The sequence below is a fragment of the Dyella sp. OK584 genome (genome assembly GCF_057787755.1).
The window spans coordinates 2,697,847-2,724,738 of the sequence record NZ_CM173542.1 but is presented as its reverse complement, the minus strand read 5'-3'; the positions used below and the strand labels follow the sequence as shown (position 1 = coordinate 2,724,738).

30 protein-coding genes, 1 tRNA gene and 1 other RNA gene are annotated in these 26,892 nt (G+C 62.9%); 8 read left to right on the top strand and 24 right to left on the bottom strand.

Translation table 11 applies throughout. From position 1 onward, the window contains the following. Positions 1–11: 11 nt before the first annotated feature. The 7 genes from AC3CBN_RS12215 to AC3CBN_RS12185 form a co-directional block, all read right to left on the bottom strand. On the bottom strand, positions 12–335 hold the full coding sequence (locus tag AC3CBN_RS12215; RefSeq protein WP_488633294.1) for a YbaB/EbfC family nucleoid-associated protein: 324 nt from the start codon (positions 333–335) through the stop codon (positions 12–14). A 20-nt stretch (positions 336–355) separates the two neighbouring features. After that, positions 356–2,062, bottom strand: coding sequence for a DNA polymerase III subunit gamma/tau (dnaX, locus tag AC3CBN_RS12210; protein WP_488633293.1), 1,707 nt, complete (start codon positions 2,060–2,062; stop codon positions 356–358). Between the two features lie 98 nt (positions 2,063–2,160). Then, an RNA gene (gene ffs, locus AC3CBN_RS12205) (signal recognition particle sRNA small type) lies at positions 2,161–2,257 on the bottom strand. 61 nt (positions 2,258–2,318) lie between these two features. Then, positions 2,319–2,411, bottom strand: a tRNA-Ser gene (locus AC3CBN_RS12200). A gap of 95 nt (positions 2,412–2,506) precedes the next feature. Continuing rightward, on the bottom strand, positions 2,507–3,016 hold the full coding sequence (locus AC3CBN_RS12195) for a DinB family protein (RefSeq protein WP_488633292.1): 510 nt from the start codon (positions 3,014–3,016) through the stop codon (positions 2,507–2,509). Positions 3,017–3,049: 33 nt separating this feature from the next. Further along, entirely contained in the window at positions 3,050–3,808 is a 759-nt protein-coding gene (locus tag AC3CBN_RS12190; protein WP_488633291.1) for an MBL fold metallo-hydrolase, read from the bottom strand. Next, positions 3,805–4,536, bottom strand: coding sequence for a 3-deoxy-D-manno-octulosonic acid kinase (locus AC3CBN_RS12185; RefSeq protein ID WP_488633290.1), 732 nt, complete (start codon positions 4,534–4,536; stop codon positions 3,805–3,807). Before AC3CBN_RS12185 ends, AC3CBN_RS12190 begins: the two co-directional genes overlap by 4 nt. Positions 4,537–4,584: 48 nt before the next feature. Between AC3CBN_RS12185 and AC3CBN_RS12180 the strand changes: the two genes are divergently transcribed. Next, positions 4,585–5,628 carry a glycosyltransferase family 9 protein gene (locus tag AC3CBN_RS12180; protein ID WP_488633289.1) on the top strand — a complete coding sequence of 348 codons (1,044 nt, stop codon included), beginning with the start codon at positions 4,585–4,587 and terminating at the stop codon, positions 5,626–5,628. A 9-nt stretch (positions 5,629–5,637) separates the two neighbouring features. Here AC3CBN_RS12180 and AC3CBN_RS12175 read toward each other — a convergent pair whose 3' ends face one another. Continuing rightward, a complete protein-coding gene (locus tag AC3CBN_RS12175; RefSeq protein WP_488633288.1) occupies positions 5,638–6,036 on the bottom strand; it encodes a DUF6165 family protein in 399 nt (132 codons plus the stop codon). Positions 6,037–6,184: 148 nt separating this feature from the next. Between AC3CBN_RS12175 and AC3CBN_RS12170 the strand changes: the two genes are divergently transcribed. Beyond that, on the top strand, positions 6,185–6,667 hold the full coding sequence (locus tag AC3CBN_RS12170; protein ID WP_488633287.1) for a glycine zipper 2TM domain-containing protein: 483 nt from the start codon (positions 6,185–6,187) through the stop codon (positions 6,665–6,667). A 66-nt stretch (positions 6,668–6,733) separates the two neighbouring features. Here the strand turns inward: AC3CBN_RS12170 and lpxK are convergent, their stop codons facing one another. From lpxK to AC3CBN_RS12100, 14 genes are all read right to left on the bottom strand, one after another. Further along, positions 6,734–7,711: a tetraacyldisaccharide 4'-kinase gene (lpxK, locus tag AC3CBN_RS12165; protein ID WP_488633286.1), complete on the bottom strand. Its 978-nt coding sequence runs from the start codon at positions 7,709–7,711 to the stop codon at positions 6,734–6,736. Between the two features lie 9 nt (positions 7,712–7,720). Next, complete coding sequence (msbA, locus tag AC3CBN_RS12160) at positions 7,721–9,493, bottom strand: lipid A export permease/ATP-binding protein MsbA (protein WP_488633285.1); 1,773 nt, start codon at positions 9,491–9,493, stop codon at positions 7,721–7,723. Further along, entirely contained in the window at positions 9,490–9,921 is a 432-nt protein-coding gene (locus tag AC3CBN_RS12155; protein WP_488633284.1) for an ExbD/TolR family protein, read from the bottom strand. The genes msbA and AC3CBN_RS12155 overlap by 4 nt, the downstream gene beginning before the upstream one ends. A 3-nt stretch (positions 9,922–9,924) precedes the next feature. Continuing rightward, a complete protein-coding gene (locus AC3CBN_RS12150) occupies positions 9,925–10,566 on the bottom strand; it encodes a MotA/TolQ/ExbB proton channel family protein (RefSeq protein WP_488636723.1) in 642 nt (213 codons plus the stop codon). Between the two features lie 156 nt (positions 10,567–10,722). Then, positions 10,723–13,020, bottom strand: coding sequence for a DNA internalization-related competence protein ComEC/Rec2 (locus tag AC3CBN_RS12145; protein ID WP_488633283.1), 2,298 nt, complete (start codon positions 13,018–13,020; stop codon positions 10,723–10,725). Positions 13,021–13,128: 108 nt separating this feature from the next. Then, positions 13,129–13,830: a lipoprotein-releasing ABC transporter ATP-binding protein LolD gene (gene lolD, locus AC3CBN_RS12140; RefSeq protein WP_488633282.1), complete on the bottom strand. Its 702-nt coding sequence runs from the start codon at positions 13,828–13,830 to the stop codon at positions 13,129–13,131. 4 nt (positions 13,831–13,834) lie between these two features. After that, the gene (locus AC3CBN_RS12135) at positions 13,835–15,082 is read right to left on the bottom strand and encodes a lipoprotein-releasing ABC transporter permease subunit (RefSeq protein WP_488633281.1); all 1,248 of its coding nucleotides are present in this window, start codon (positions 15,080–15,082) and stop codon (positions 13,835–13,837) included. Between the two features lie 69 nt (positions 15,083–15,151). Next, on the bottom strand, positions 15,152–15,622 hold the full coding sequence (locus tag AC3CBN_RS12130; RefSeq protein ID WP_488633280.1) for a YgfX family protein: 471 nt from the start codon (positions 15,620–15,622) through the stop codon (positions 15,152–15,154). Next, complete coding sequence (locus tag AC3CBN_RS12125) at positions 15,594–15,842, bottom strand: FAD assembly factor SdhE (RefSeq protein ID WP_488633279.1); 249 nt, start codon at positions 15,840–15,842, stop codon at positions 15,594–15,596. Before AC3CBN_RS12125 ends, AC3CBN_RS12130 begins: the two co-directional genes overlap by 29 nt. A 168-nt stretch (positions 15,843–16,010) precedes the next feature. Beyond that, entirely contained in the window at positions 16,011–16,793 is a 783-nt protein-coding gene (locus AC3CBN_RS12120) for a succinate dehydrogenase iron-sulfur subunit (protein WP_488633278.1), read from the bottom strand. Positions 16,794–16,814: 21 nt separating this feature from the next. Further along, entirely contained in the window at positions 16,815–18,602 is a 1,788-nt protein-coding gene (sdhA, locus tag AC3CBN_RS12115) for a succinate dehydrogenase flavoprotein subunit (RefSeq protein ID WP_488633277.1), read from the bottom strand. Between the two features lie 4 nt (positions 18,603–18,606). Continuing rightward, positions 18,607–19,020 carry a succinate dehydrogenase, hydrophobic membrane anchor protein gene (gene sdhD, locus AC3CBN_RS12110; RefSeq protein ID WP_488633276.1) on the bottom strand — a complete coding sequence of 138 codons (414 nt, stop codon included), beginning with the start codon at positions 19,018–19,020 and terminating at the stop codon, positions 18,607–18,609. Further along, positions 19,017–19,412: a succinate dehydrogenase, cytochrome b556 subunit gene (sdhC, locus tag AC3CBN_RS12105; protein ID WP_488633275.1), complete on the bottom strand. Its 396-nt coding sequence runs from the start codon at positions 19,410–19,412 to the stop codon at positions 19,017–19,019. The genes sdhD and sdhC overlap by 4 nt, the downstream gene beginning before the upstream one ends. Positions 19,413–19,499: 87 nt before the next feature. Then, a complete protein-coding gene (locus tag AC3CBN_RS12100; RefSeq protein WP_488633274.1) occupies positions 19,500–19,667 on the bottom strand; it encodes a DUF1674 domain-containing protein in 168 nt (55 codons plus the stop codon). Positions 19,668–19,794: 127 nt separating this feature from the next. Between AC3CBN_RS12100 and ygfZ the strand changes: the two genes are divergently transcribed. Both ygfZ and AC3CBN_RS12090 read left to right on the top strand, forming a co-directional pair. Then, positions 19,795–20,595 (top strand): CAF17-like 4Fe-4S cluster assembly/insertion protein YgfZ, encoded by an 801-nt coding sequence (gene ygfZ, locus AC3CBN_RS12095; protein ID WP_488633273.1) that lies wholly within the window; start codon positions 19,795–19,797, stop codon positions 20,593–20,595. A gap of 459 nt (positions 20,596–21,054) precedes the next feature. Next, the gene (locus tag AC3CBN_RS12090) at positions 21,055–21,489 is read left to right on the top strand and encodes a cell wall hydrolase (protein ID WP_488633272.1); all 435 of its coding nucleotides are present in this window, start codon (positions 21,055–21,057) and stop codon (positions 21,487–21,489) included. Positions 21,490–21,560: 71 nt separating this feature from the next. Here AC3CBN_RS12090 and AC3CBN_RS12085 read toward each other — a convergent pair whose 3' ends face one another. Together AC3CBN_RS12085 and AC3CBN_RS12080 are read right to left on the bottom strand one after the other, a co-directional pair. After that, entirely contained in the window at positions 21,561–21,878 is a 318-nt protein-coding gene (locus AC3CBN_RS12085; RefSeq protein ID WP_488633271.1) for an outer membrane lipoprotein, read from the bottom strand. Between the two features lie 146 nt (positions 21,879–22,024). Further along, positions 22,025–22,609 (bottom strand): glycine zipper 2TM domain-containing protein, encoded by a 585-nt coding sequence (locus AC3CBN_RS12080; RefSeq protein WP_488633270.1) that lies wholly within the window; start codon positions 22,607–22,609, stop codon positions 22,025–22,027. Between the two features lie 139 nt (positions 22,610–22,748). On the opposite strand from AC3CBN_RS12080, the gene AC3CBN_RS12075 reads away from it, so the two are divergent. From AC3CBN_RS12075 to AC3CBN_RS12060, 4 genes are all read left to right on the top strand, one after another. Continuing rightward, positions 22,749–23,516: a TatD family hydrolase gene (locus AC3CBN_RS12075; protein WP_488633269.1), complete on the top strand. Its 768-nt coding sequence runs from the start codon at positions 22,749–22,751 to the stop codon at positions 23,514–23,516. Between the two features lie 147 nt (positions 23,517–23,663). Then, a complete protein-coding gene (locus AC3CBN_RS12070) occupies positions 23,664–24,188 on the top strand; it encodes a MarR family winged helix-turn-helix transcriptional regulator (RefSeq protein WP_488633268.1) in 525 nt (174 codons plus the stop codon). Then, the gene (locus tag AC3CBN_RS12065) at positions 24,185–25,690 is read left to right on the top strand and encodes an efflux transporter outer membrane subunit (protein ID WP_488633267.1); all 1,506 of its coding nucleotides are present in this window, start codon (positions 24,185–24,187) and stop codon (positions 25,688–25,690) included. Before AC3CBN_RS12070 ends, AC3CBN_RS12065 begins: the two co-directional genes overlap by 4 nt. Then, the gene (locus tag AC3CBN_RS12060) at positions 25,677–26,879 is read left to right on the top strand and encodes an EmrA/EmrK family multidrug efflux transporter periplasmic adaptor subunit (protein ID WP_488633266.1); all 1,203 of its coding nucleotides are present in this window, start codon (positions 25,677–25,679) and stop codon (positions 26,877–26,879) included. Before AC3CBN_RS12065 ends, AC3CBN_RS12060 begins: the two co-directional genes overlap by 14 nt. The last annotated feature ends 13 nt before the right edge of the window (positions 26,880–26,892 follow it).

The window sequence follows — 26,892 nt, the reverse complement described above, 5'->3', positions numbered from 1 at the left end:
ACAGAAGGGCTTCAAAACGGCATCTTGAAGCCGGGCGGAAGATTCAGGCCCGAGGTCACACCGCCGAGCTTGTTCTTGCTGACCTCAGCCACCTTGTTCACTGCGTCGTTGACCGCCGCCGCCACCAGATCCTCGGCCATTTCCGGGTCATCGGCGAACAACTGGCGGTCGATCTGCACGCGGCGTACTTCGTGCGCGCCCGTCATCAACACGGTCACCAGGCCACCGCCGGCACTGCCGGTCACTTCCAGCTTGGCGATCTCTTCCTGCGCGCGCTTCATGTCTTCCTGCATGCGCTGGGCCTGCTGCATCAGCTGACCGATCTGTCCTCTCATGGCGTCACTCCGCTATCTCTTCAGTTCTCAAATGGCTTGACCGACCGGGGCACCACGCGCGCGCCGAACTCGCGCTTGAGCGACTGCACCAGCGGATCTTCTTCAATGGCTTGCTCGGCGGCCGACTGGGCGGCCGAGCGTGCGTTGGCGGCACGGGCCGCCGGTGTTTCGGCAGCAGCGCCGCGCTCTTCAACGAAACGCAGACGTATACGCTCGCCCAGCGTCTGGCTGATGCGATCTTCCATCTGACTCACCATCGGCTCGACAGCCAGATGCATGTGCGCCGGCTGCAGGGCGAGCACCAGCGTATTGCCTTCGCGATCACGCAAAGCAGCATTCTGGGCAAGCTGACCCAAGGGACCGCGCAGGTTTGCCTGTTCGATCAGCCTGTCCCATTGCGGCAAGCCGCGAGCGTCGACAGCTACGGGCGCGCGCTGTGCTGCAGCCGCAGGCGGCGCAACGGGTGCGGGTGCGGGTGCCGGTGCCGAAATCGGTGCGACGCGAGGCGATGGCGGTTCGGTCACGCTGGCCACGTGCATCCGCTCGTTCGCTGCGGGTGCTGATGCACGCGACGGAGAGGCTGGTGCGCGGGCCGCGGAATTTGCACCAGGGCGCTCGATCTGCGTCGTACCGCTGCCATCCGACGGGCGGAACGCCAGCATGCGCAGCAGCGTCATTTCAAATCCGGTGCGCGCATCCGGCGCCAGCGCCAGGTCGCGGCGACCGGTGGTGGCTATCTGGTAGTAGAGCTGTACGTCTTCCGGCACCAGCTGCTGCGCCAATGCCACCAGGGCGCTGTCATCGCTGTCGTCCATGTCTGGACGGTAGCCGGGAACCAGCTGGATCAGCTGGATGCGATGCAGCACGCTGGCCAGGTCGTCCAGCACGCCGCCGAAATCGGGCGAGAAGGACGCAATGCGCGTGCACTCGGCCATCAGCGCCTCGCCGTCGCCAGCAGCCAGCGCATCGAGCAGGCCCAGCACCTGGCCGCGCGCGACGCTACCGAGCATGGCCCGCACGTCGTCCACGCGCAGCGAGCCGCCACCGTAGGCGATCGCCTGGTCCAGCAACGACAGTCCATCGCGCAACGAACCGTCGGCGCCACGCGCCAGTTCGGCGATGGCTGCGTCTTCGTAAGGGATGTTTTCCGCGCCCAGGATATGCCGCATCTGGCCCGAGATCTGTTCGGGCAGCAGCCGCTTGAGGTTGAACTTCAGGCAGCGCGACAACACCGTTACCGGCAGCTTCTGCGGATCCGTGGTGGCCAGCAGGAACTTCACATGCGGCGGCGGCTCTTCCAGCGTCTTCAGCAACGCATTGAACGCCGGCTTGGAAAGCATGTGCACCTCGTCGACCAGGTACACCTTGAAGCGGCCGCGCGCAGGAGCGTACTGGGCGTTCTCGATCACCTCGCGCACGTCGTCCACGCCGGTGTTGCTGGCCGCATCGATCTCCAGAAGGTCCACAAAACGGCCGGCATCGACCGCGGTGCAGACGGCGCACTCACCGCACGGATCAGCCGATTCGCCACGCTCGCAGTTCAGCGACTTGGCGAAGATGCGAGCGATGGTGGTCTTGCCCACGCCACGGGTGCCGGTGAACAGATAGGCGTGGTGCATGCGACCGGTGTCGAGCGCATTGGTGAGCGCGCGCACGACGTGCTCCTGCCCGACCAGTTCGGCGAACTTGCGGGGGCGCCACTTACGTGCGAGTACCTGATAAGACATGCGTGGCCTGATCTTGGGGCGAAGTCCGATTGTGCCAAGTCGGCGCCGGCAAGTCAGTAACGGCTGAACAAGGTTTCAGGTCGCCGAAAAGGCGGCGGCCCTGCCAGCCACACCCCGGCACCCGAATCATTCGCTACCGTTGCTCCCTTCCGGGCCTGGCGGAATTTACGAACTATCGTCGCGGGGGGACCGACAGGGCCACCATAGAGACGTTCTTTAGTGCGGCGGCTTAACGCCGTCGCCCGGTTTCACTCACTGGCGGAGAGGGCGGGATTCGAACCCGCGATACGGGGATAAGCCGTATACACACTTTCCAGGCGTGCTCCTTCAACCACTCGGACACCTCTCCGCAATGGTGAAACCTGCTTGCAGGGCACTCGGGCCCGGCAAAGAGGCGAAAGGATAGCGGCACGGGGCCAATCACACAAGATAGCGCAGCCGGGCTCAGACCGCTTCCTGCGGCACGTCGCGCAGGAACACCGGCAGATCCGTAGCCGGCGGCTTGACGGGTACCTGATAGAACATGTCGGCCACGAAGCCTCGATGATAGGTGGCGTGATTAACCACGTGCAGGATGATTTCCTCGCGGCTCATTCGCCCTTCCCCGCCGCCAATGAACTGGAACGCCACCACCTCGGCAGCCTGCACCGGCGACAGCGCCGCGGCATAGTCCAGGTACCAGTCGTTCATCGCCAGCTGGCGTCGCCACAGTTCATCGAAAGGCAGCGGCTCGGGCGTGTTGCGACTGGTGTAGCCGTGCGTGCGCCCCTGCAAATGGGCCTGGAAAATGTCATCGACCACCCAGGTATGACTGAGCGTGCGCAGCATGCTGCCGAAAATGGTGAGCCGGGGCGCTGTCGCAGCCCCTTCGGGCAAGGCGGCGACGGCCGCGTAGGTGAGACGATCGGCCCAGGCACGGTAACGAAGCATTTTGCGAAGATGGCTGGCAGACATGGCGTAGTTCGCAGCTAGAAGAAAAGAGGGTGTTCAGCCAGCTTCCGCATGTGTCGGGGCCGGCGCAGGCAACACGATACGCTCGCCCGGTCTCGCGATCGCATAACCGCGCGCGATGAGCGCCGCACCATCTGCCTCGCTGCCGTAGTGGTATAGCCGCAGCCGCTGGCGCAGGGCTTCCGGATACTCACGTTCGATGTCATCAATGCCGGTATGCGAGGGGTTGCCCACCAGCCCGCAGTCGTGAGCGACAAGTTCCGTGCCGCCTGCCACTCGCATCAGCACCTCGGGAATCGGCCGCGTATCGCCGGTGTAGGCAAAACTTCCAGCCAGAGCCACGCCATACGACGTGCCCGCCATGTGATGGCGCGTAGCAAACACATCAAACCACTGACCATCCAGCCAGAAACCCCGCGTACATGGCACCAGCTGAAAGGCTTCCCAGAAGTTCACGCCGCCTTCGGCCAGCACATTCGGATAGTCCGCGACACGCCCTTGCAGCCAGGTCATCAGGCCAGCGTGAATGAACACGCGGGTGCGCCCGCGCCACTGCTCGTCGAACCACAGGCGGAAGAACAGCCGCTCCATGCCGCCCACGTGGTCCATGTGCGTATGCGTGATGTAGAGCGCGCGCGGCGGTTCGCCGTAGGCAGCCAGGTATCGGTCCAGCGTGTCGGGGCCGCAATCGATCAGCAGCACCGGCGCGCCATCGCACTCCAGCACCACGGCCGAGGAGCCCAGCTCCACGGCATGCGCCGCGCCGACACCAAGAAAATGCAGAGTCCAGTTCATGCGCGAAGGGTACGCTCGTAACGATAGACCAAGGGCTTCCACAACTGCTCCTCGAATACCTGTTCACCCTGCTTCGCTGCGCCCAGTTTCAACAGGGAGCGACGCAGGCGTTGCAGGTTGGCCCGCTGCCAGCCTTCGGCCGGCGGGCGCTGGCGGCCACGATCGAAGTCAATCAGGTACAGCTCTTCGGCCGCCACCAGCACATTGTGGGCATTGAGGTCGGCATGCCAGATGCCAGCACGATGGAATCGGGCGACCAGCGCGCCGACGAGTTCAGCCATCTCGCCATCCAGCCGTCCCTCGGCGAGGCACTCGGCCAGGGTCGTTGCCCCGGGAATGCGCAGCGTGATGAGGTCAGCCGTATAGAACAGGCCCTCCCGGCGGTAACGGCAAGCTATCGCCTTCGGTCCCGGCAGCCCGAGCGATGCGATCACCACGAGCAACCGGAATTCTGCAAAGCTGCGCGTGCGGTCGGCGCCGGTCCAGAGGTAACGGTCACCCATGACCTTGGCCACGAGACCGCCACGCCGGTAGTGCCTGAGTACGCATTCGCCGGCCGGCGTATCGATGATGGCGACGCCGCCGCGACCGCCTTCTTGATGGCGCAACGCACCTAGCACTCGCCAGGTCGCCGGCTCGAACCAGTCAACGTCGACTTGTGGCGACACCGTGGCGTCGAACAGAATCGCTCCGGCGGCGTCCTCGCGGATTCGTTCCTGCATCGCCATGCCCGTTATCGACGCCCACTCAGCCCCAAGTTCAGCGATTCTAGCCTAATGACTGATCCTGCCTCGATCTGCGTGCTCCGCACCTCCGCCATCGGCGATGTCACCCATGTCGTGCCGTTGGTGCGCACCCTGCAGGCCGCGTGGCCACAAACCCAGCTGACCTGGATTGTGGGCAAGCTGGAGCGCCGCCTGGTCGGCGACCTGCCAGGCGTGAACTTCGTGACCTTCGATAAGGGCGCCGGCTGGGCCGGCATGCGTGCCGTGGGCGAAGCGCTCCGCGGCCAGCGTTTTGACGCCATGCTGCAAATGCAGGTGGCCATGCGCTCCAACCTGCTCAGTCTTTTCATCAAGGCCCGCCGTCGTGTCGGCTATGACCGGGCTCGCTCGAAAGACGGCCACGGCCTAGTGGTCAACGAACGCATTCCTGCGCGTACCGGAGAACATGTATTGGACGCCATCGGCAGTTTCTGCGAGCCGCTGGGCATCAAGCAGACCGAGGTGCGCTGGGACATCCCTATTCCTGACGAAGCGCATGGCTGGGCAGCCGAACAGCTGCCGGGCGATACACCGACGCTGCTCGTCAGCCCCACGTCCAGCCACACACTGCGCAACTGGCGGCCCGAACGCTATGCCGCGGTGATGGATCACGTCAGCGCGAGGGGCTGGCGCGTGGTGCTGGTGGGCGGGCCATCGCCGCTGGAGCGCAACATGGCTGATGCGGTGCTGGCAGCTTGCCGGCATGCACCCATCGACCTCACGGGCAAGGACACACTCAAACAGCTGATGGCCATGCTCTCTCGCGCGCCTATCCTGCTGACGCCGGACTCCGGACCGATGCACATGGCCAACACCGTCGGCTGCAAGGTGTTAGGCCTGCACGCCGCGAGCAACCCGAATCGCTCAGGCCCCTACTCCGACCGCCGCTGGTGCGTGGACAAGTACGACGAGGCTTCCCGCAAGTACTTCGGCAAGCCCGCCAGCGAGATTCCCTGGGGCAGCAAGATCGAAAAACCGGGCGTGATGGACCTGATCGCCGTGGACGAAGTGATCGAACGGTTCGAGGCGTGCGCCGCACACCTCGGCTTGGCATGACCGCCGCGCTTACGGCGCGCGGTAATCCTGGTACGACTTCTCTTCTACCAGCTGCGAACCCAACTTGAGATTGATCTCGCGCTTGAACGCCGCGCGCTCGTCATTGCGGAAGTAGACGGAACGGGCCAGCTCGATGAACTCCGCATCGAACGCCTGTACCTTTTCCTTCATGCGAATGCGGTCTTCGATGTCCCACAGCACTTCGTTCACTGCCAGCAGACGCGCCCGCTCATCGCTGATATCGGTACGTGAAGCCGGCGCAGCGGACCAGGTCTGGTTGAGCAGATCCAGCTCGGTGCGTACGTTGGCAACCTTGGCGGGGTCGGTGATCTGCTTGGACTTGATCTCGAGAATGGTGATCTTGTCAATCAGCTCGCCATAGGAAACCGGAACTTGGATGAGGCTCATGGGAACTCCGCAGATGACCTTCGAGCCGTGACGGGTTTATCACGGCATCTGACCAATAAACCGTACATGATAAGCGGCGTCTTGTCCGATGGTTCAGTCTGTCTTATTAGACTAATGCCGCACCCAATCCCAAGGAGAGAGAGAGTCCATGTTTAACCCCCGTATTCTCGTGCTGTCGCTGGCCGCCCTGCTTGCGGTTGGCCCGCTGGCCGCCAACGCCCAGTCCAACCAGTCCGCCCGCAGCGGCGGCAACGTGCTGGTGCGCAACGACGGCATCTTCATCCGCTGCGACCAATGCGGCACCGTGGAATCCATTGACCAGAACATCAGCCAGGGCAGCGACCACAGCATGGCCGGCACCATCATCGGCGGCATTGCCGGCGGCGTGTTGGGCAACCAGGTCGGCAAGGGCAAGGGCAATACGCTGGCCACCGTGGCCGGTGCCGTCGGCGGCGGCTACGCAGGCAACCGCATCGGCGCCAATAGCGGCGGTGGACACCAGAGCTTCAGCCTGCGCATCCGCATGGGCAATGGCAGCTCCGCCAACGTCAGCGTGCCCGACGCCAGCGCCATCCGCGTGGGCGACCTCGTGCAGATCGACCAGAGCGGCAATATCACCCGCATCCAGTAATCGCTCGAATTGCCGAAACGAAAAACCGACCCGCAAGGGTCGGTTTTTTTGTGCCCGGCCCGGCAGTCAGCGCGAGCGCCGCAAGCGGCCTTCCAGATCGTCGAAAAAGGTTTGGGGCAACACCGCACGCACCGGCACGGACCACCAATGCGGCTGCGCAAAAGTCCGGCATTTCACGGCATCCTTTTCCGTCATCAGCACGGGGTTGCTGTCAAGGAAAGCCAAATCCGAAGCCTTGAACGCATGGTGATCGGGAAACGCGTGCTCGATCACCTGCAGGCCCTGCGCCCTAAGGCTGGCGAAAAAGCGCTGTGGATGTCCGATAGCTGCTACGGCGTGCACGGTTTGCCCCGCAAAATCCGCAAGTGGTTTGACGTGGTCGTCGGCGAGCGCACGCACCAAGCCACCCTGCAATTGCATGGGTACATCGCCGGGCGTGACCACGCCGCCATTGCAGATGCGGAAATCCAATCCCTGCAAGCGCGACAGCGGCTCGCGCAACGGACCGGCCGGCAGCAGGCGTCCATTACCGAAGCGGCGCACACCATCGATCACGCAGATCTCCACATCCCGCGCCAACGCATAATGCTGCAGGCCATCGTCCGCGATCACCACGTCGCAACCCGCATCGATCAGCAGCTTCGCGGCTTCCGGACGATTGCGCCCCACAGCCACGGCGACGCCGCTGGCGTGAATCAGGCAGGGCTCGTCGCCCACCCTGGATGGATCGGGCGTCGTGCCGAGCAATAGTGGTTCCACCTGCGTGCCGCCGTAGCCGCGACTCACGACACCGGGCGTGTAGCCGCGCCGACGCAACGCGTCGGCCACCGCGATGGTCACGGGTGTCTTGCCCGTACCGCCAACACTAAGATTGCCGATCACCGCCACCGGCACGGGCAGGCGCACGCTGCGCAACACACCCAACCGATACAACCCGCGACGCAGGCCCGCCAGCAAGCCGTAAAGCCAAGAGAGTGGCCCGGTCCACCAGGGCACACGCCCGACGCCGTACCAGGCCGATTCAAGACGTTCGGCCAGCGTCATGGCCTGTCCTCAGTCTGCAGCGACTTCATGGAACTGCATGCGGTGTAAGGCAGCATAGTGGCCGCCAAGCGCCAGCAGTTCGGTGTGGGTGCCGCGCTCGACGATGCGCCCCTGATCCATCACCGCGATCTGGTCGGCATGCTCGATGGTCGAAAGCCGGTGCGCAATCACGAGCGTGGTTCGGTCGCGCATCAGGCGTTGCAGTGCCTGCTGGATCAGTCGTTCCGATTCCGTATCGAGTGCGCTGGTCGCCTCGTCCAGTACCAGGATCGGCGCATTCTTGAGAATGGCGCGCGCGATGGCGATGCGCTGGCGCTGACCGCCGGAGAGCATGTTGCCGCCCTGCCCGATCTCACTGTGAAGACCCTTGGGCATGTTCTGAATGAACTCCCAGGCATTGGCGGCCTGCGCTGCAGCGATGATGTTGGCTTCACTGGTACCGGCGAGCTCGCCATAGGCGATGTTCTCGGCCACCGTGCCGTCGAACAGCACGACGCTCTGCCCCACCCACGCAATTTGCCGGCGCAGGGAAGGCAAGGTGAACGCCTCGTAGTCGAAGCCATCGAGCAGGATGTGGCCTTCAGTCGGCGCGTTGAAGCGCGGCAGCAGGCTGACCAGGCTGCTTTTGCCGCTGCCGGAACGCCCGACCAGCGCAGTCACCGTACCCGGCGCGCAATACAGGTTGACGCCGCGCAGAGCCTCGAACGCATTGCGTGAATAAACCAGTCGCACGTCCTCGAAACGCAGGTCGCCTTGCGCGCGCTCCAGGACCTTCGTCCCGGTATCGACCTCCGGAGAAAGATCGATGATCTCGAACAGATTCTCGGCGGCGGAGATACCACTCTGGATATTCGCCTGGACATTCGCCAGGCGCTTGAGCGACGGCATCATGCCGCCCATCGCCGTGAGCACGGCAATGAACACACCCGCGGAGATCTTCTCGATTTCTCCCGGCCGAGTCGCCAGAAATATCATCACCGCTAGCGCCAACGCCGCGACCGTTTGGATGGCTGAACTCGCGGTGGCGTTCGTGGCTGAAACTTTGAGATTAAGCCGACGCGTGCGATTGGTTACTTCATCAAAGCGCGACGAGGCTTGTTGCTGCCCACCATAGATGCGTATTTCCCGATTCGCTGCGACCGACTCTTCCACCGTGCCGGTGACCGAACCCATCATGCCCTGGATACGTCGGCTGATCGATCGATAGCGACGGCTCACGACAGCGGCGATCAGCATGATCAGGGGCACCATGATGAACAACACCAGCGTCAGGTAAGCGCTGGTGCTGATCATCACGTAAATCATGCCGATCACGGTGACGCCTTCGGTCACCACGACTTTGATCGCGTCAGTGGACGCCGAGGCGACCTGCTCGCTGGTGTAAGTAATGCGCGAGACCTGGTGGCCGGAGTGTTCCTCGCCGAAGAACGTAGCCGGGAGGCGCAGGTAGGACGCAAACACATCCCGCTGAATCGACTGCACCACATTGCGGCCGATGTAGGAAATGCCGTAACTGCTCGCAAAGGTGCCCAGGCCGCGCACCAGGAAGATCAGGATGATCCAGATCGGCATCCAGAAGATCAGGAAAGCATCCTTCTCTCCGAACAACTTGTCGATCATCCGCGGCAGCAGCTTGGTGAAAGCTGCCAGACCACCGCCGTCGATCGCCATGCCGATGATGGCAATGACGCCAACCACCCAGAAACGCTTGGTGTATCCCAGCAGGCGCTTGTAGATCCGGAGCGTGTACGCGTCCCAGATCGCGACTTTCCCGTCGCTCATTGGCCCTTGTCCACCTGGGTCGGCGTCGTGGCTATGGAAAGTCGCGTAAAGCCGAGCTGGCCCAGCGCGTCCATTGCCGTCACCACGTTCTGGTGTTGGGTCATCGCGTCTGCGCGAATGGTCACCTGGCGCTCACGGTCATCACCGGCGACATTGGCGATGGCCTGCTTCAGCGGTTCAATGCCCTCGCCCAACACCTCGTCGCTGCCGACGAAGAAATGGCCGTCGCGATCCACCACCACGGTGAGCGCAGGTGCTTGCATGTCACGTTCTTCGGCGCTGGCTTTGGGCAGCGTCACCTCCATCCGCGAATGCTGGATGAAGGTGGTGGTGAGCACGAAGAACATCAGCAGGGTGAGCAGCACGTCGATCAGCGAAATAACATTGATCTCGAAATCGTCCTGCCGGCGGTCGTTGCCGATACGCATGCGTCAGCCCGCACTCGACTCGGTGGCGCGAGCCGTACGCGTACGCGCCGCGGCCTGCTGGTTGAAGGTCAACTCATCGAGAAGCTCGGTAGCCTGCTTCTCCATATCCACGCAGTAGCCCGCCACCCTGGAGCGGAAATAGCGATGCAGCACGTAGGCCGGAATGGCTACGATCAAGCCTGTGGCGGTGCAGATCAGCGCCTCGCCAATGCCACCCGCCATCTTCATCGGGTCGCCCACGCCGCCCTTCATCACATCCATGAACATGCGGATCAGACCAATCACGGTACCCAGCAGGCCGAGCAGCGGGCCGATCAGCGCGATGGTGCCGAGCGTGTTGAGGTAACGCTCCATGCGATGCACCACATGGCGACCGGTGTCCTCGATGCGCTCCTTGATCAGCTCGCGCGGACGGTTGCGCACAGCCAACGCCGAGGCAAGCAGCTCGCCCAACGGAGAACCATTGGCCAACACCGCCAGGTGATTGGGATCCAGCTGGCCCGCACGTGCCCAGTTACGCACTTCCTCGCCCAGCCCGGGCGGTAGCACCGAACGACGACGCAAGGTCCAGCAACGCTCAAGTACGATCGCCAGCGCGACCGCCGAACAGATCAGGATGGGCAGCATCGCCCAGCCACCAGCCATCAGAATTTCCAGCACAACGACTCCGCGCCACTTCGATCGTTTAGGAAGGCCGCATCATAACAGTCTCGCCCGGCCGTTCCGCGGCACCGGTGGCAGTTGCGCGAGGCACCCAATTCCGGGCATCGGTGGCCCTGTTCATGTTGGCCTGTCCCAGGTTTATTCGCGCCAGTAGCGAGACTGGCGCTGCCGCCAACAGGCGGCCACGTAGGGTGGCGCATCCGGCGGGAATTCCACCTGGATGGCCCCGCTGGTCGCCGTGTTCAGCCAGGGCACGCCGGCCTCCTCATAGCGCTGGACGATCAGGGGATGCGGATGGTGGAACTTGTTGCGCCAGCCCGAGGAGATGAGCGCCAATACGGGCCGCGTGGCCTCGATGAAGGAGACACCGGAAGATGTGCGGCTCCCATGGTGCGGCACCGACATCACCAGCGGCGGCCCAGACGCTATCGCAGCGGCCACCTTGGGCTCGATGCGGGTGGTGATGTCACCGGTGAGCAAGGCACGCCCGCTGCGCCCCTCGATCAGCAGCACGCAGGAACGGTCGTTGGCCGGGCCCGACGCACCCCCTGATGGCAGCACGCTGACGGTCACGCCGTCCCACGACCATGATTGGCCGGCCACGCAGGAGGCCATCGGTAGCGGCAGGCGCTCCGGCTCCCCTGAATAGCGCTCAGCCTGTGGAAATTCGGTCGCCACCGCAGGCACGCCACCGGCATGGTCGTTGTCGGCGTGGCTGGCCACGAGCAGATCGAGATGACGGATGCCCAGCGCGTGCATGGATGGCAAGACGGCCGCCTCCCCCAGATCGAAATCCGACGGATAGCGTGCACCGGCGTCATAAACCAGCGCATGGTGTTGCGTGCGCACCAGCACCGACAATCCCTGCCCCACATCCAGCATCCACAACTGGAAGCCACCCGGCGCAGGCAAGGCACGGTCCGGCAGCAGCAAGGGCAGGAACAGCAGCCCACCCAGCCAACGCAAGGGCACGCCGCGCGGCACGAACAACCACAGTGCGCCCAGCATCGCCAGCAGCAGCGCCCACAGGCGCACTTCTGGCAGATACCAGTGGGCGCCGGGCCAGGCTGCCATCTTTTCGAGCAACCACCACTGCACATGGGCGAGCTGCCCCGCCAGCCACAACACGGGTGACGCCAAAGGAGGGCATGCCCCGAGCAGCAACGTGCCGATCAGGGTGCACGGCACGATCACGAAACTGACGAATGGCACCGCAATCAGGTTGGACAATGCACCGACTAGCGAAGCCTGCCCGAAGAACCACATCGTCAGCGGCAGCAACGCCACGGTCATCGCCAGCTGGGCTGACGAAAGTTCGTGGAGGAAGGCGCGCAGTCCCCGTCCGCGCGCGGTGAGGCACAGCATAAGGAAGCCCACGCCGACAAAGGACAGCCAGAAGCCGGCCGACAGCACGCATGACGGATCGAACAGCACCACCACGACGAGTGCCAGCGACAGCGACTGCAATCCATCGGACTGACGTCGCAGGCAGCGAGCAAATGCCACCACCGCGATCATCAGCAGCGTGCGTACTGTCGGCAGGCCGAACCCTGCCAATGCGCAGTAGATGAAGGCCACAAGCAGGGCCATCGACGATTGCACCTGGAGCCTGGGCACGCGCAAGGCCAGCAGAGGCAACATCGCGTAGATGAATCGCGTCAGCCACACGCCAAACACGGCCGCCACGCCCACATGGAAACCCGAGATCGCCAGGAGATGCGGAATGCCATTGGCGCGTGCCACTTCCCAATCGTGCTGACTGAAACCCCGCGTATCGCCGACCGCGAACGCCTGCAAAAGGGCAACGTCCCGGTTTCCATCGACACGCAACGCAATGGCTCGGCTGATCGAATCGCGCACGCCATCGATGCAGAAACCCACCGTGCCTAGCAACTCATTGCCGGCATCATCCCGCACGTATCCCGTCGCGATGATGCCGTGCTCCAGCGCGCCGCGCTCACTGTCGCTACCGCCGGGGTTGATGAGGCCGCGAGGGCGTTTCAGACGCAGTGTCAGCCGCCAGCGGCTGCATGGCGCCACAGGCAGTGCGCCGTGGTACCAGTTCACACGCAATCGTCCGTGGAGATCGACAGGCGCGCCATTCAGCGTCGCGTGCTCCACCATCAGCAGAAAGCCGGTGGCATCTTCCTGCACCGTCGGCAAGTCGATGACCTTGCCAGTGACATGCATGTCCTGCCCTTCCAGCTCATGAGGCAGGCGCGCATCCATCGCCATGCCGCCACGCAAGCAAGCCCATGCGATACCAAACAGGCACCATGCAAGCCAACGCAGGCGCTTTCGGATCCAACCCAGCCCGAATGCAATCGCCACCAAAGCCACGCCTGACCAACGCGGTGGCAATGCTGGCAACCACTGCACCGCCAGCACACCGATCAACAGCATCACCGCTGGCGCGATCGCTCCGTCCCTGCGCACCTTCGCCCCCTTTCCGTGGAAGGCGACAGATTAGTGCGCAGCTATCCACACCGAGGCGGAAATACGTGTAGGCGTACGCGAAGTCGACCGCATAGGCGGTCGAGACGATCAGGCGTAGATCTTGTCGAGCAACATGCCGTTATGCAATTCCAGCGTGCGATCCATGCGCTTGGCCAAACGGCTGTCGTGGGTGACCAGAATGAAACTGGTACCGATCTCGCGATTGAGTTCCAGCATCAGGTCGTAGACGTGTGCGGCGTTGCCTTCATCGAGATTGCCAGTGGGCTCGTCACCGAGGACAACCGCCGGCCGCGCCACCAGCGCGCGCGCCACCGCACAGCGCTGACGTTCGCCGCCGGACAGTTCAGCCGGCTTGTGCTGCAAGCGTTCACTCAGCCCGACTCGGCCCAGCAGCACGCTCGCCTGGCGCTCCGCTTCCGCAATAGTCACGCCGCGAATCAGCAGCGGCATGCACACGTTCTCCAGCGCGGTGAACTCGGGCAGCAGGTGATGGAACTGGTAGATGAACCCCATCGAGCGATTGCGAACGCGACCACGGTCGGCATCCGAAAGGCGAGAGAGATTCTTCCCCTCCACTTCCACTTCGCCGCGCGTGAGAGTGTCCAGGCCGCCGATGATGTGCAGCAGCGTACTCTTGCCCGAGCCAGAGGCGCCGACGATGGCCAGCGTCTCTCCGCGTTTCAGCGTGAAACTGACGTCGGCGAGCACATCCGTCTTCAGGTCGCCTTCCTCGTAGATCTTGGCGATGTGGCTGGCACGCAGCACGATGTCGTTGTTATTCGGGCTCATGGAGTTACTCATAGCGCAGCGCCTGCGCCGGCTGCGTGCGCGATGCGCGCCACGCGGGATAAAGGGTTGCCAGCAGCGAGAACAGGAAGGTGATCAGCGCCACCCAACCCACATCGCTGGCCAACAATTTGCTCGGCAGCTCGCTGATGTAATAGACATCTGGCGAAAGGAAGGTGACGCCAGTGACGTGCTCGATCCACTTCACGATGCCCGGCAGCTTCCACGACAGCAACGAACCCAGGCCTACGCCGAAGCCGATGCCGACAAAGCCCACCAGCACGCCCTGCACCATGAACATGCCCATGATGCTGCGAGGTGTGGAGCCAAGCGTGCGCAGGATGGCGATATCAGCCTGCTTGTCCGTCACCAGCATCATCAGCATCGAGATGAGGTTGATTACCGCGACCAGGATGATCAGCGAGAGGATGATGAACATCACCTTCTTTTCCATCGAGATGGCGGAGAAGAAGTTCGCGTGGCTGTCCATCCACGTATCCACGCGATAGACCTGTCCCAGCTGGTCGGCCAGCTCGTGCGCCACCTCGCGCGCATTGAACATGTCGTCCAGGCGCAGTCGGATGCCGGTGGGGCCATCAAGGCCATTGAGCTTCTCCGCATCGGTCATGTTGACCAGCGCGAGGCCCGAATCGAATTCCTGCATGCCCACTTCGAAGACACCGACCACCTTGAAACCACGCAGGTTCGGCACGCTGCCGGTAATCGGCGACGAATGGAATGCCGGCACCGCCATGATGACCTTGTCGCCCACGGCCACGCCCAGCGTCATCGCCAGCTCACGACCCAGCACGACATTCCAGCTGCCCGGCGTCAGGTCGCTGAGCTTGCCTTCGACCATGTGCTGGCCGATGTCCGACACCTTCGGCTCCTGCACCGGCTCGATGCCACGCACCACCGCGCCGCTGGGACGACGGGCCTGAAGGAACGCCTCGGTTTCTACATAGGGCGCGGCGCCCAGCACGTGGCGGTTGGCATCGGCGATCTTCACCGCACGCGGCCAATCCTGCACGCTCTGACCGGGCATGCCCGACACGGTGGCGTGCGAGATCGCGCCAAGGATGCGCGAGCGCAGCTCGTCGTCAAAACCATTCATCACCGACATCACCGTGATCAGCGCGGTCACGCTGATGGCGATGCACACGATGGAAACAGTGGATATGAAGGAGATGAACTGGTTGCGACGCTTGGCGCGGGTGTAACGCAGGCCGATGAAAAGCTCGAGCGGTCGGAACATTGGGCGGTCGCTTGTGGGAGTCGAAAGGGCTGGCCGCCCGAATGGCGCTGATTATCGCCTGATATGCGGCTAAACCGTAGGACCGCGTTCATCGGCAAGAGTGCCCGACGCCAGAGATGCCTTGGAAGCCACCAGTGCCAGGCGCATGCACAGACGCCGGCGGATATCCGTATCGCTGTTGTCTGGGGCGAGCAGCAAGGGAATATGGCCGGCCCCTGGCGCACGCAGATATAGCCAGACCATCCGTCCACTGACGACGCGGGATGCACTGAGCGTGGCCGGCACGTCCTCACCATCGATCATCCGAAGGCTCCATCCTCCATCCCGACTCCAGCCAGCCGCCGCTACCCGAGGATGGGCGAAACGCGCCAGTACACGCCACGTGACCATGACCACGGCGACAGTCAGGAGCATCTTCAATACGAACGGGATCGCGCTGAGCCAGCCGGCCAACACGGCCAGTGTCGACACCGGCAGGAGTACACGGCTCAACCAGCGGGAAGGCCGATACTCAAAGCCGATGGCGGGCGCGGATGTCATCGATGATCGCCTGCCAATCCGGGCGCGATGCCTTGGCATGCCCCATCACCCAATCCCACAGGTCTGGGTCCTGCGCATCGAGCAATTCGTCGAAGGCCTGACGCTGCGCCTCGTCGGCACTGACGAAGCGCTCGTCCAGCCAGCCGCCGAACAGGGCGTCCAGCTCGCGGGTACCGCGGCGGGTGCGCCAGCGGAGGCGTTTGATGCGGGCTTCGTCCATAAATGCGCGATGCGCCTCCTTGAGTACTTCCTCTCCCCGAAGGGGAGAGGATTGAGGTGAGGGGTCAATCTTGCCTTAGTTCCCCCAAGCGCGAACTCGGGAGCCTTTCCGCAAGCACCCGCCCCTCACCCTACCCTCTCCCAGAAGGGAGAGGGAAAAAGCGAGCGTTTACGCCCGACGCTCGACGATCAGCTTTTTGATCTCCGCGATCGCCTTGGCCGGGTTCAGACCCTTCGGACAGGTGCGTGCGCAGTTCATGATCGTGTGGCAGCGGTACAGCTTGAACGGATCTTCCAGGTCGTCCAGGCGGGCGCCGGTGTCCTCATCGCGACTGTCGACGATCCAGCGATAGGCCTGCAGCAGGATGGCCGGGCCGAGGTAGCGGTCACCGTTCCACCAGTAGCTCGGGCAGCTGGTCGAGCAGCAGGCGCACAGAATGCACTCGTAGAGACCGTCGAGCTTCTTGCGGTCTTCCGGCGACTGCAGGCGCTCCTTGTCGGCCGGCGCCGGGCTCTGCGTACGCAGCCACGGCTTGATCGACGCGAACTGCGCGTAGAAGTGCGTGAGGTCCGGCACCAGGTCCTTCACCACCGGCATGTGCGGCAGCGGGTAGATCTTCACGTCACCGGAGGCGCAATCCTCGGTGGCCTTGGTGCAAGCCAAAGTATTGGTGCCGTCGATGTTCATCGCACATGAGCCGCAGATGCCCTCACGGCACGAACGGCGCAACGTCAACGTCGGATCGATTTCGTTCTTGATCTTCAGCAACGCGTCCAGAACCATCGGGCCGCACGAGGCCATGTCGACCTCGTAGCTATCGATGCGCGGATTCTGGCCGTCATCCGGCGACCAGCGATAGATGCGGAACGTACGCGGGTTCTTGGCGTCCTTCGCGGGATAGTGCTTGCCCGGCTGGACCTTGGAATTCTTGGGTAGCGAAAACTCTGCCACAGTGGCTCTCCAGTCCGGTAATTAGTAGACGCGCTTCTTCGGCGGCACGACTTCGACTTCCGACGTCATGGTGTACATGTGCACCGGACGGAAATCGAAGTTGGTCTTGCCCGCCTCGTCGACGGACACCAACGTGTGCTTCTGCCAGGTGTGATCGTCGCGATCGGGGAAGTCCTCACGGGCATGTGCGCCACGGCTCTCATGACGCTGGGCCGCCGAGTACATGGTCGCTACGGCCTGATCCAGCAAGTTGGCCAGTTCCAGCGTCTCGATCAGGTCGGAATTCCACACCATCGAACGATCGCTGACGCCCACGTCCTTGAACGAATCGCGGACCTTGGAGATCTTCTCGCAGCCGTCTTGCAGCGACTCGCCGGTGCGGAATACCGCGGCGTCGGACTGCATGGTGCGCTGCATTTCGGCGCGGATCTTGGCGGTCGGCTGGCTGCCCTTGGCGTTGCGCAGGTTGTCAAAGCGGGTCAGTGCCTTGTCCAGCACGCTGGCCGGCAAATCCTTATGCGGCGTTTCCGGCTTGATGAGCTCGGCGCAACGATGCGACACCGCGCGGCCGAACACCACCAGATCGAGCAGCGAATTGGAGCCCAGGCGGTTAGCGCCATGCACCGACACGCAAGCCGCCTCGCCGATGGCGAACAGGCCCGGCACGATGGCATCGACGTCATCGCCCTTCTTCTGCACGACTTCGCCGTGGTAGTTGGTCGGGATGCCGCCCATGTTGTAGTGCACGGTGGGGATGACCGGAATCGGCTCCTTGGTCACGTCCACGCCGGCGAAGATGCGCGCCGACTCGGCGATGCCCGGCAGGCGCTCGTGGATCACGTCCGCGCCCAGGTGCATCAGGTTGATGTGGATGTGATCCTTGTGCTCGCCCACACCACGACCTTCGCGGATCTCCATCGTCATGGCGCGGCTGACCACGTCACGCGAAGCGAGATCCTTCGCGTTGGGGGCATAACGCTCCATGAAACGCTCGCCGTTGGAGTTGGTGAGGTAGCCACCTTCGCCACGCACGCCTTCGGTGATCAGGCAGCCCGAACCATAGATGCCGGTCGGATGGAACTGCACGAACTCCATGTCCTGCAGCGCGAGACCCGCGCGCAGCACCATGCCGCCACCGTCACCGGTGCAGGTATGGGCCGAGGTGGCGCTGAAGTAGGCGCGACCGTAGCCGCCCGTGGCCAGCACCACCGCGTGGCCGCGGAAGAAATGCAAGGTGCCTTCGTTCATGTCCAGTGCGAGCACGCCGCGGCATACGCCCTCTTCGTCGAAGACGAGGTCGATGGCGAAGTATTCGATGAAGAACGTGGCGTCATGCGCCAGCGCCTGCTGGTACAGCGTGTGCAGGATGGCGTGACCGGTACGGTCGGCCGCGGCGCAGGTGCGCTGCGCGGTGCCCTTGCCGTAGTGCGTCGTCATGCCGCCGAACGGGCGCTGGTAGATCTTGCCTTCCTCGGTACGCGAGAACGGTACACCGTAGTGCTCCAGCTCGATGATGGCCGGAATCGCCTCGCGGCACATGTACTCGATCGCGTCCTGGTCACCGAGCCAGTCGGAACCCTTGATCGTGTCGTAGAAGTGGAAGCGCCAGTCGTCTTCACCCATGTTGCCGAGCGCAGCGGAGATACCGCCCTGCGCCGCCACTGTGTGCGAGCGGGTCGGGAACACCTTGGTGATGCACGCTGCCTTGAGGCCCTTCTCGGCCAGGCCGAAAGTGGCGCGCAAACCTGCGCCGCCGGCACCGACCACGATCACGTCGTACTTATGCTGTTGGATCTTGTAGCTTTCCATCGAATCAGGCTCCCAGCGCCACGCGCAGCACGGCCATCAGCGTCGCCAATGTGCCCAACACCGCAATGAACTTGACCAGCACCAGGAGGGCTACCTCCTTCCAGCGGGTATGCACGTAATCCTCGATGACGACCTGCAAGCCCAGCACCGCGTGCCAGCAGGTGGCGAGCACGAAGGCCACCAGCAGCAGTGCGTTCCACGGCTTGGCAACGATGCTGTGCGCCCTGGCGTAATCGGCGTGCAGTGCACACAGCACCGTCAGGACGAACCAAATGGAGAGGAAGACCAATGCCGTTGCGGTGATGCGCTGCGTCCACCAATGACCGACACCGGACTGCGCCGAGCCAAGGCCGCGGGCGCGCTTGAGGGGGTTGCGCAGCTGTGTACGCACGTCGTGCTGCTGACCGTTCGCGCTCATGCGGCACCTCCGGAGGTCAGTACATAGGCCCACACGACGATGGCCAGCACGATGCTGACAATGATCGACAGCCAGCTGGAGCGGATGAACTGCGGAATCTCATAGCCCATGCCGCCATCCTGGAACAGGTGACGGATGCCATTGCACAGGTGATAGAACAGCGACCAGGTCCAGCCAAACATCAGGATCAGACCGATCGGACTGCCGATGCAGGTTTTGAACTGGTTGTAGCTGTCTTCGCCGCTGGCGAGGGAGAACACGCCCCAGAGTACGATGAGGGTTCCAACGGAAAGGGCAATGCCGGTAGCGCGATGCACGATGGATGTCACCATCTGCACCTGCCACTTATATATGCCCATGTGGGGAGAGAGCGGTCGTTGCGTGTCTGCCATGGCGGCTATCCTGGGTGGAATCGCTGATGCCCTTTACCGCCCTTCCTTATCTCCGACCACGCCGACGCAATGAGCCGGCGCGGCGAATCAGAAGTCGATACAGCGCCCGTTCTTTTCCCAATCGCCATAGCGAGTAGGATCCGGGGCCGGCCGCTCCACCAATGTCTTTCCCGTAGCCGGAACGGCAGGCACGGTCGCTTGCTCCGAAGGAACGGAAGCCGGCGTGGACTTTGGTAGGGAGGACGTATCGGACATGGTATGTGAAAGCTGCAAAAGCGTAATACTTGCGTAAATTCTGCACAACCTTGACGGCAGCGCGATCGTCTGACAGTAGGTCGGTCACACTTGCATGACCGCAGCTTCGCCCCTACCTGGTCCGCTTATGACTACAGACTACTCCGCACAGACATTGCTGATCGAGGGCGCCGACGCCACCGCGTTCGCGCAAGCCCAGTTCAGCAGCAACGTCCAGTCACTGGCCGTTGGACAATGGCAATTCAGTGCATGGCTGGATGCGCAAGGACGCGTACTCGCGTTGTTCCACCTGGCACGCATTGCCGACGACACCTTACTTTTGATGCTACGCGGTGGTGAAGCCGCATCGATGGCGCAGTCACTGCAGCGCTTCGTGTTTCGCTCCAAGCTCAAGCTAACCGCCCTCGAACCCCGCGCTCTTGCCACTGCCCCTGCTCGGGACACTTACGCCGTCTATCGTGAAGGTGATGCCTACATCGTCGGCTGCGGTGACCATAGCCTGATGATTGGCGCGCCTCACAACGATGATGCATGGCGGCTGCCGCAAATTCGCGCGGGCTGGCCATGGCTGCCTGACAACGTGCTTGGCGACCTACTGCCGCCAGCCCTTTCGCTGGAGCGCCTGCAGGCTGTTGCGCTCGACAAGGGTTGCTACCCAGGCCAGGAAATCGTTGCCCGACTGCACTACCGGAGTGCACACAAGCGGCATATGCATTGCGTCGTATTGTCGCAGCGTTTGCCCGGGGGCACCGTGCTGCGCCAAGACGGCAAGGTAGTGACTCAACTGCTTGATGTTGTCGCTGACCAACCCAATATCGTGGCGCTCGCGGTCATTGATGATGACAGCGTCAACTTGTTCGAGAACGAGACAACGCACATCACTGACGAAGGTGTTGCGATGCACATCGCACAGAGCTGGCCTGCATGACGCAAGCAACTGCGCAAGGATTCACGATCACTACACCTCAATGTGAGCGTGACGTGAACCTGAACCGCCGGGCACTTGCCAGATCCAGGAGTGGCCACTAGTCTCGCCAACCAATTCGACGACACCCATTGCCCACGGGTGTCGACATACGCGACGAACCGGAAGAGTCCGGATCAGCGCGACCCGACAGATGATGTCGGTGTATCCATCGCCCTATGCGCGATAGCAGTTGCAGGCAACGTGGTCGTCAGTACCCGAGCAATGCCTATGCAGCACCACAAATGATGAGTGGCACCGGATCAGCCGCTCGACTGGCCACAATCCCGTGGCAAACCGCCTGACCACAAGTTTCGGTCGAGGCGATCAATCCAGATGGAACGGCCTGCCCGCCCGTCCATCGCAACGGCGCATGAAGTCAGCAGTACCGACCGCATGCGTACAGCACGTTGGAGGCAGACAATGAAACTTTCTATGCTGTTGTGGCTGGCGTCCGTGCTACCTCAACCCCTCGCGGACCAGACCTGCCTGGCCACGACGGTGTATCTCGAGGCACGCAGTGAGTCGACCATCGGCCAATACGCCGTGGCCGAAGTGGCTCTTCGTCGTCGCGACCGCGGCACGTGGGGCGGCAGTGTTTGCCAGGTGGTCACCTCGCCACGTCAGTTTGCACTGACGACCACCGCGAGCACTTTCGAAGTCACCGATCTCAATTCATGGACCAAGGCGTGGAAGATCGCCGGTGACTCCATCAGCAACTGGAGCCTGCCAAAAGGTGAGCGCACGGTATACGTGCCACAGGCAGACCATTTCGCCACGCTCGCTGTTTCGCCCGCATGGTCAACCAGCCGCATCGTAAAAACCATCGGCGACCACGCTTTCTACGCGGTCAACTAAATAAACATACAGACATAAAAAAGGCCCTCGCAAGAGGGCCTTTTCATTTGGACGCCTATACGCCTAATTCGTTACAACCTGTAAACCAGATTGTTGCGAATCTGCACGTAATCACCTTGCCTAACCTGCGGATCAGCAGCTTGGGTGATGGTGGCATAGCGCCCATCGTCAAGCTTGACCGTAACCTGCCACGCCACATCCGGGCCGCCAGAGTTCTTGCCAACCTGATTGCCGATGGCGCCACCGGCCACTGCGCCAGCCACTGTCGCCAGCGTCTTGCCTGCGCCACCGCCCACCTGATTACCAAGCACGCCACCGGCGATGCCACCGATGACCATGCCAAGCGGGGACGAGCCCTTCTGAGTCTCGACCTGCCGTACGTCACTCACCACACCACACTGCTCGCAACGATTGGAACTGCCGCTGTAAACCACTTGACGCTGCGGTGGCGTCTCACAGCCTGAAAGGAGCGAAAGAGCGGAAATCAATCCAACGACAGCCAAATGTCTAGGCAATGTATGCATGGCGTGAATCCTTAGTGAGCGTCGGAAACGGCTACCACACCTTCCTGTATCTGGAGCCTGTCACCCGGATCGTGATCCATTCGTACAGTGCGAGTGACGCCGTTGTATTCGTAACTCACGTCGTACGCCACCACCTTGTCACCGCCGTTACCGGGGACAGTGGTGCAGCGCCGCTGCGTGCTACTGACAGTGGCATTCTTCTGGTGGTTTGCCTGGATTTCATGGCCTGCATAACCACCACCAACGGCACCGGCCACGGTAGCCAGGGTGCGCCCCTTGCCGCCGCCAACCTGATTGCCCAATAGCCCGCCTGCAACCGCACCAATGGCCGTACCGGCAATCTGGTGCGTATCCTGCACCGGCTTCTGCTGAGTGACGACCTCGTCATGGCATACCTGCTGCGGCGCACTGGCGGCCTCGTGCACCGGCGTCACACTCACCACACGTGCGTACTTAGCGCCATCCTGCCCTGCCTGCTGCTGCGCCGTGGCACCCACGCCACCATCGGCGTTAGCTTCACGGTTGCAGGCCGAAAGACCGAAAACCAACGCAGCGCCGATACTCACGTGCAGCGCTGAAGCGACCAACCTGTTCATAATGCTCTCCTGTCTGGATCGGCGGAGCACCCCGCATCCGCCTGATTCGATCCTTACGTGCGCCCATTGAACCCGCAATTCACTGAATGCTCGCTTAGACCGAATCCAGCCATTTTCACGGTACAGGAACCAGTAATCTGTGCTCGAACTCACCGACAGCCACGCGCATATCGACGATGCCAGTTTCGACGCCGATAGAGACGCCATGTTTATCCGCGCGCACGACGCAGGCGTCCGTCATATCGTCGTGCCTGCTATTGACAAAGCGTCATGGCCGCGCATTACCTCGATCTGCGCAAGCCATCCGCAAGTGCATCCGGCGTACGGCCTGCATCCGATCTATCTCGATCAACACCAGCCCGCACATATTGACGACCTAGTCACACAGCTACGGATGCATCGCGCCGTAGCCGTGGGCGAAATCGGGCTCGATTTCTTCCTGCCGGAACTGGACCCGCAACGACAGCGCGACTATTTCCATAGGCAATTGCTCGTCGCGCGCGATTTCGACCTGCCAGTGATCGTCCATGCGCGCCGCGCGATGGACGAGGTGACTTCCACCATGAAACGCATCGGTGGCCTGCGCGGCGTCGTGCACAGCTTTTCCGGGAGCCTGCAGCAGGCGCAGCGGCTGTGGGACATCGGTTTCCACCTTGGCATCGGTGGCCCGGTGACCTATGAACGTGCGCAACGCCTTCGCCATATCGTCGCAACGATGCCCATCGAACGATTGCTACTGGAGACAGATGCCCCTGACCAGCCCGGCGCGGGTCATCGCGGGCAGCGCAACGAACCCGCTCATCTGGCCTCGATATTGCGCGAGATCGCACAGCTTCGCGGCGAAAGCGAAGAAGCCGTGGCAACAGCCACCACCGCCAACGCGCGCAGCCTGTTCCGGTTCACCTAGGAACCATTCGACTCCAGCGCGCGCTCGTTATTCCGGCAGCTGTTAACGGTCGCCATGACAGGTTGGTCACTGTCTCACTGGAGACTTGCGAGTGCCTTCGCCTGAGTGCTAGCCTAATACTTCACTAGCGAACTATCCTTTGATGAAATGAGTAGCTTGAGTGAAGGGCTGAGCCACATGGATGCCGGAATTGCCCGTGTGGGCAAGATGATTCCGGATGTTCCGCAACAGGAAGTAAGGCTGACACGCCTACTGCTGCTGGTGGGCGGCACGTTGCTGAGCGAGCTGGAGAGCAGCCTTAAGCCGTATGGGTTAAATGACAGCGATTTCCGCACGCTGATGATTCTCTATAGCAGCCCGGATGGCGCGACGCCCAGCGAGTTGTGCGGATTTGCGCAACAAGGCGCCACCAACATGACGCGCATAGGGAATGCCTTGGTGAAGGCTGACCTGATTACCCGCTCGCCAAGTGCCGAAGACCGTCGGCGGATCGTTCTCAACATCACGCCTGCGGGCAAGCGCATGGTGCGCAAGATTCTTCCGCCGCTTTTCCCGCGGGTACTGAGCGCCTTCGCAACCCTGAGCACCAGCGACAAACGCACGCTCGAACGCCTGCTTCGCCTGGTCGCTCTCAACATCGACTCTCTTCAATCTCCGGACTCCAGTCCATGACTTCACGTGTCTCGATTCGCCGCGGCATGGCACGGCGCGCGGCTCTCGCCTGCGCGATCGCCCTGGCCGTGGCAGGCTGTTCGATCCCTGCAAAGTTGAACCATCCGGCCATTCGCGACGATGTACCGTTGGCGGGGCTGGATGTCGGCGCGCACGCCGGCTGGCCTGAGGCCGAATGGTGGCGGCAGTACAACGATCCTCAACTGGATACGTTGATCACGATGGCCATGAAGGGCTCGCCGGATATCGAGCAGGCGCGCTCGCGTGTGGAGTCGGCGCAGCAATCGATCCGCGCGGCTACGGCGCAGGCTGGACTCAGCGTCAATGGCAGCGCACAGGTTGAACGCCAACGTTTGAGCAACACGGGATTGATCCCGCCGAAATTCCTCGGATTCACCTGGTACAACCAGGGTGACATCGGCGTGCAAGCGCAATACGACTTTGACTGGTGGGGCAAGAAGCGCGCCTCCATCGAAGCGGCTGTGGACCAGGCGCATGCCGCCGAGGCACAGCACAGCGCTGCGGCACTGGCCATACAAAGCACCGTAGCCGATACCTATTTCAGCTGGCTGGCGGATGAGGCACGCATCGACATCGCGCAGCAGGCGGTGCAGACGCAGGAGCAGTTGCTGCACGTGGCCGAACTGCGCGTGCGTCAGGGTGTGGACCGTCCCGACACGGCGCAGTCGGCCAAAGCGCAACTCGCCGCCACGCGACAAATGCTGGTTGCGCTCGAAAGCTCGGCGAAGATTCGCCAGGCCGCACTGGCAAGCCTGGTGGGCGTCGCGCCTGCGCAACTGCCGCCACTGCAGCCTCGTCCGTTGCCCGCCGTCAACAGCGGCCTACCCGACAATGTAGGCGTGGACCTGATGGCGCGTCGCCCTGATATCGCTGCCAGTCGCTGGCAGGTAGAGTCGGCGCTGCGCCAGACCGACGTGGCGCGTGCCGAGTTCTATCCCGACATCAGCATCACCGCCATGGCGGGGCTCTCCACCATCGACCTCGACAAGATGTTCAACGCCGGTAGCCGCGTGTTCTCGCTGGCGCCTGCCCTGCACTTGCCGATCTTCACCGGCGGTCTTCTCCAAGCCAATTACGGCGTGAGCAAGGCGCAACTCGACACCGCCGTCGCGCAATACAACAGCGCCGTGCTCGGCGCCGCTCGTGATGTCGCCACGCAGAGCCTCACCGCGCAGCAGCTGGAGAAGCGCCGCAAGGAGCAGGTGCTTGAAATCAGCGCCAACGAAGCGTTGCTTGCCAATGCACAGGCCCGCGCACATCGCGGCGTGAGTGATGTGCGCGAAACCCTCGCCGCGCAGGCGCAACTGCTGCAGCAACGGGACGACGACGTCACCCTGCATGCGCAGGCAGTGTCTACCGATATCTCGCTGATCAAGGCATTGGGTGGCGGCTATCGCGCCACGTCCCCTGAGCAGGCCGCGAGCGACAGCTCCCCTTCCCCTTCAAACCTTGCCGGAGACGCCACCCGTGAGCGCCACTGATACCGCCGCCAAACCGCAGGACAACGACAGCGGCATGGCCGCGAAAGATCCGGCCAAGCGTCGTCGCGCCCTGCTGATCATGGCGTCGATCTTCATCCTTGGCGCGGCAGCGTGGGTGCTGTTGTGGCTGTTCGTGTTCTCCACCCGCGAGAAGACCGACAACGCCTACGTGGGTGGCAACCAGGTAGCGATCTCGGCCCAGGTGCCAGGCACGGTGGTCGCCATTCTCGCTGACGATACGCAGCGCGTCGAAGCTGGCCAGGTGATGGTGAAACTCGACAACACGGATGCCGACGTGCGCCTTCAGCAGGCCAGTAGCGCACTTGCTCAGGCTGTGCGTCAGGTACGCCAGCAGACCGACTCCGCAACCAGCGCCGATGCCCAGGCAGCCAAGGCCAAGGTTGATCTGAAGAAGGCGCAGGCCGATCTGGCCCGTCGCCAGCCTCTGATCGCCGAACAGGCCGAAGCGCCCGAAGTGGTCCAGCACCTTCGCGATGGCGTCGACCAGGCACAGGCGTCACTCGATGCCGCCCAGGCTCAAGCTGCTGCTGCGCATGCGGCCATCGAGGGCACGATGGTGGCCAACAACCCGGCGGTGGAACAGGCGCGGGCGAACTTCCGCGCTGCGTGGATTGCCGCCCAGCGCAACAGCATCTACGCGCCCGTGACCGGCTATGTCGCCCAGCGCAGCGTGCAGCTCGGCAACAGCGTGCAGCCGGGACAGCAGTTGATGACTGTGGTGCCGCTGCATGACCTGTGGGTAGACGCGAACTTCAAGGAAAACCAGCTGCGCCACATCCGCGTTGGCCAGCCAGTGAAGATCGAGACGGACGTGTACGGCGGCGGCGTCGATTTCCACGGCAAGGTGATCGGCCTGGGCGCCGGCACCGGCAGCGTGTTCTCGCTGCTGCCAGCGCAAAACGCCACCGGCAATTGGATCAAGGTGATCCAGCGCGTGCCTGTGCGCATTGCGCTGGACGACAAGGAACTCGATCAGCATCCCCTGCGCGTGGGTCTGTCCAGCGATGTGACTGTGGACATCACCGATGACAAGGGCGCGATGATGGCGCCCGCCGGCAACGGCCAGCCGATCGCGCAGACCGATGTCTACGAGCAGATGGCAAGCAAGGCGGACCAGGAAGCCGAGAAGATCATCCAGGCCAACCTGAGCCAGCGCAGCGCGAACTGACCGGCGACCCGAG

Bases quoted from the DNA above. Each gene is read 5' to 3' on its own strand.
- AC3CBN_RS12135 (WP_488633281.1), bottom strand. From the start codon at position 15,082: ATGTTCCGACCGCTCGAGCTTTTCATCGGCCTGCGTTACACCCGCGCC.
- AC3CBN_RS12090 (WP_488633272.1), top strand. From the start codon at position 21,055: ATGAAACTTTCTATGCTGTTGTGGCTGGCGTCCGTGCTACCTCAACCC.
- lpxK (WP_488633286.1), bottom strand. From the start codon at position 7,711: ATGACGCTGGCCGAACGTCTTGAATCGGCCTGGTACGGCGTCGGGCGT.
- dnaX (WP_488633293.1), bottom strand. From the start codon at position 2,062: ATGTCTTATCAGGTACTCGCACGTAAGTGGCGCCCCCGCAAGTTCGCC.
- AC3CBN_RS12170 (WP_488633287.1), top strand. From the start codon at position 6,185: ATGTTTAACCCCCGTATTCTCGTGCTGTCGCTGGCCGCCCTGCTTGCG.
- AC3CBN_RS12155 (WP_488633284.1), bottom strand. From the start codon at position 9,921: ATGCGTATCGGCAACGACCGCCGGCAGGACGATTTCGAGATCAATGTT.
- AC3CBN_RS12215 (WP_488633294.1), bottom strand. From the start codon at position 335: ATGAGAGGACAGATCGGTCAGCTGATGCAGCAGGCCCAGCGCATGCAG.
- AC3CBN_RS12180 (WP_488633289.1), top strand. From the start codon at position 4,585: ATGACTGATCCTGCCTCGATCTGCGTGCTCCGCACCTCCGCCATCGGC.
- ygfZ (WP_488633273.1), top strand. From the start codon at position 19,795: ATGACTACAGACTACTCCGCACAGACATTGCTGATCGAGGGCGCCGAC.
- AC3CBN_RS12125 (WP_488633279.1), bottom strand. From the start codon at position 15,842: ATGGACGAAGCCCGCATCAAACGCCTCCGCTGGCGCACCCGCCGCGGT.
- sdhC (WP_488633275.1), bottom strand. From the start codon at position 19,412: ATGGCAGACACGCAACGACCGCTCTCTCCCCACATGGGCATATATAAG.
- AC3CBN_RS12130 (WP_488633280.1), bottom strand. From the start codon at position 15,622: ATGACATCCGCGCCCGCCATCGGCTTTGAGTATCGGCCTTCCCGCTGG.
- msbA (WP_488633285.1), bottom strand. From the start codon at position 9,493: ATGAGCGACGGGAAAGTCGCGATCTGGGACGCGTACACGCTCCGGATC.
- AC3CBN_RS12065 (WP_488633267.1), top strand. From the start codon at position 24,185: ATGACTTCACGTGTCTCGATTCGCCGCGGCATGGCACGGCGCGCGGCT.
- AC3CBN_RS12195 (WP_488633292.1), bottom strand. From the start codon at position 3,016: ATGTCTGCCAGCCATCTTCGCAAAATGCTTCGTTACCGTGCCTGGGCC.
- AC3CBN_RS12070 (WP_488633268.1), top strand. From the start codon at position 23,664: ATGAGTAGCTTGAGTGAAGGGCTGAGCCACATGGATGCCGGAATTGCC.
- AC3CBN_RS12150 (WP_488636723.1), bottom strand. From the start codon at position 10,566: ATGGCTGGTGGCTGGGCGATGCTGCCCATCCTGATCTGTTCGGCGGTC.
- AC3CBN_RS12175 (WP_488633288.1), bottom strand. From the start codon at position 6,036: ATGAGCCTCATCCAAGTTCCGGTTTCCTATGGCGAGCTGATTGACAAG.
- AC3CBN_RS12185 (WP_488633290.1), bottom strand. From the start codon at position 4,536: ATGGCGATGCAGGAACGAATCCGCGAGGACGCCGCCGGAGCGATTCTG.
- AC3CBN_RS12190 (WP_488633291.1), bottom strand. From the start codon at position 3,808: ATGAACTGGACTCTGCATTTTCTTGGTGTCGGCGCGGCGCATGCCGTG.
- AC3CBN_RS12100 (WP_488633274.1), bottom strand. From the start codon at position 19,667: ATGTCCGATACGTCCTCCCTACCAAAGTCCACGCCGGCTTCCGTTCCT.
- sdhA (WP_488633277.1), bottom strand. From the start codon at position 18,602: ATGGAAAGCTACAAGATCCAACAGCATAAGTACGACGTGATCGTGGTC.
- AC3CBN_RS12080 (WP_488633270.1), bottom strand. From the start codon at position 22,609: ATGAACAGGTTGGTCGCTTCAGCGCTGCACGTGAGTATCGGCGCTGCG.
- sdhD (WP_488633276.1), bottom strand. From the start codon at position 19,020: ATGAGCGCGAACGGTCAGCAGCACGACGTGCGTACACAGCTGCGCAAC.
- lolD (WP_488633282.1), bottom strand. From the start codon at position 13,830: ATGAGCCCGAATAACAACGACATCGTGCTGCGTGCCAGCCACATCGCC.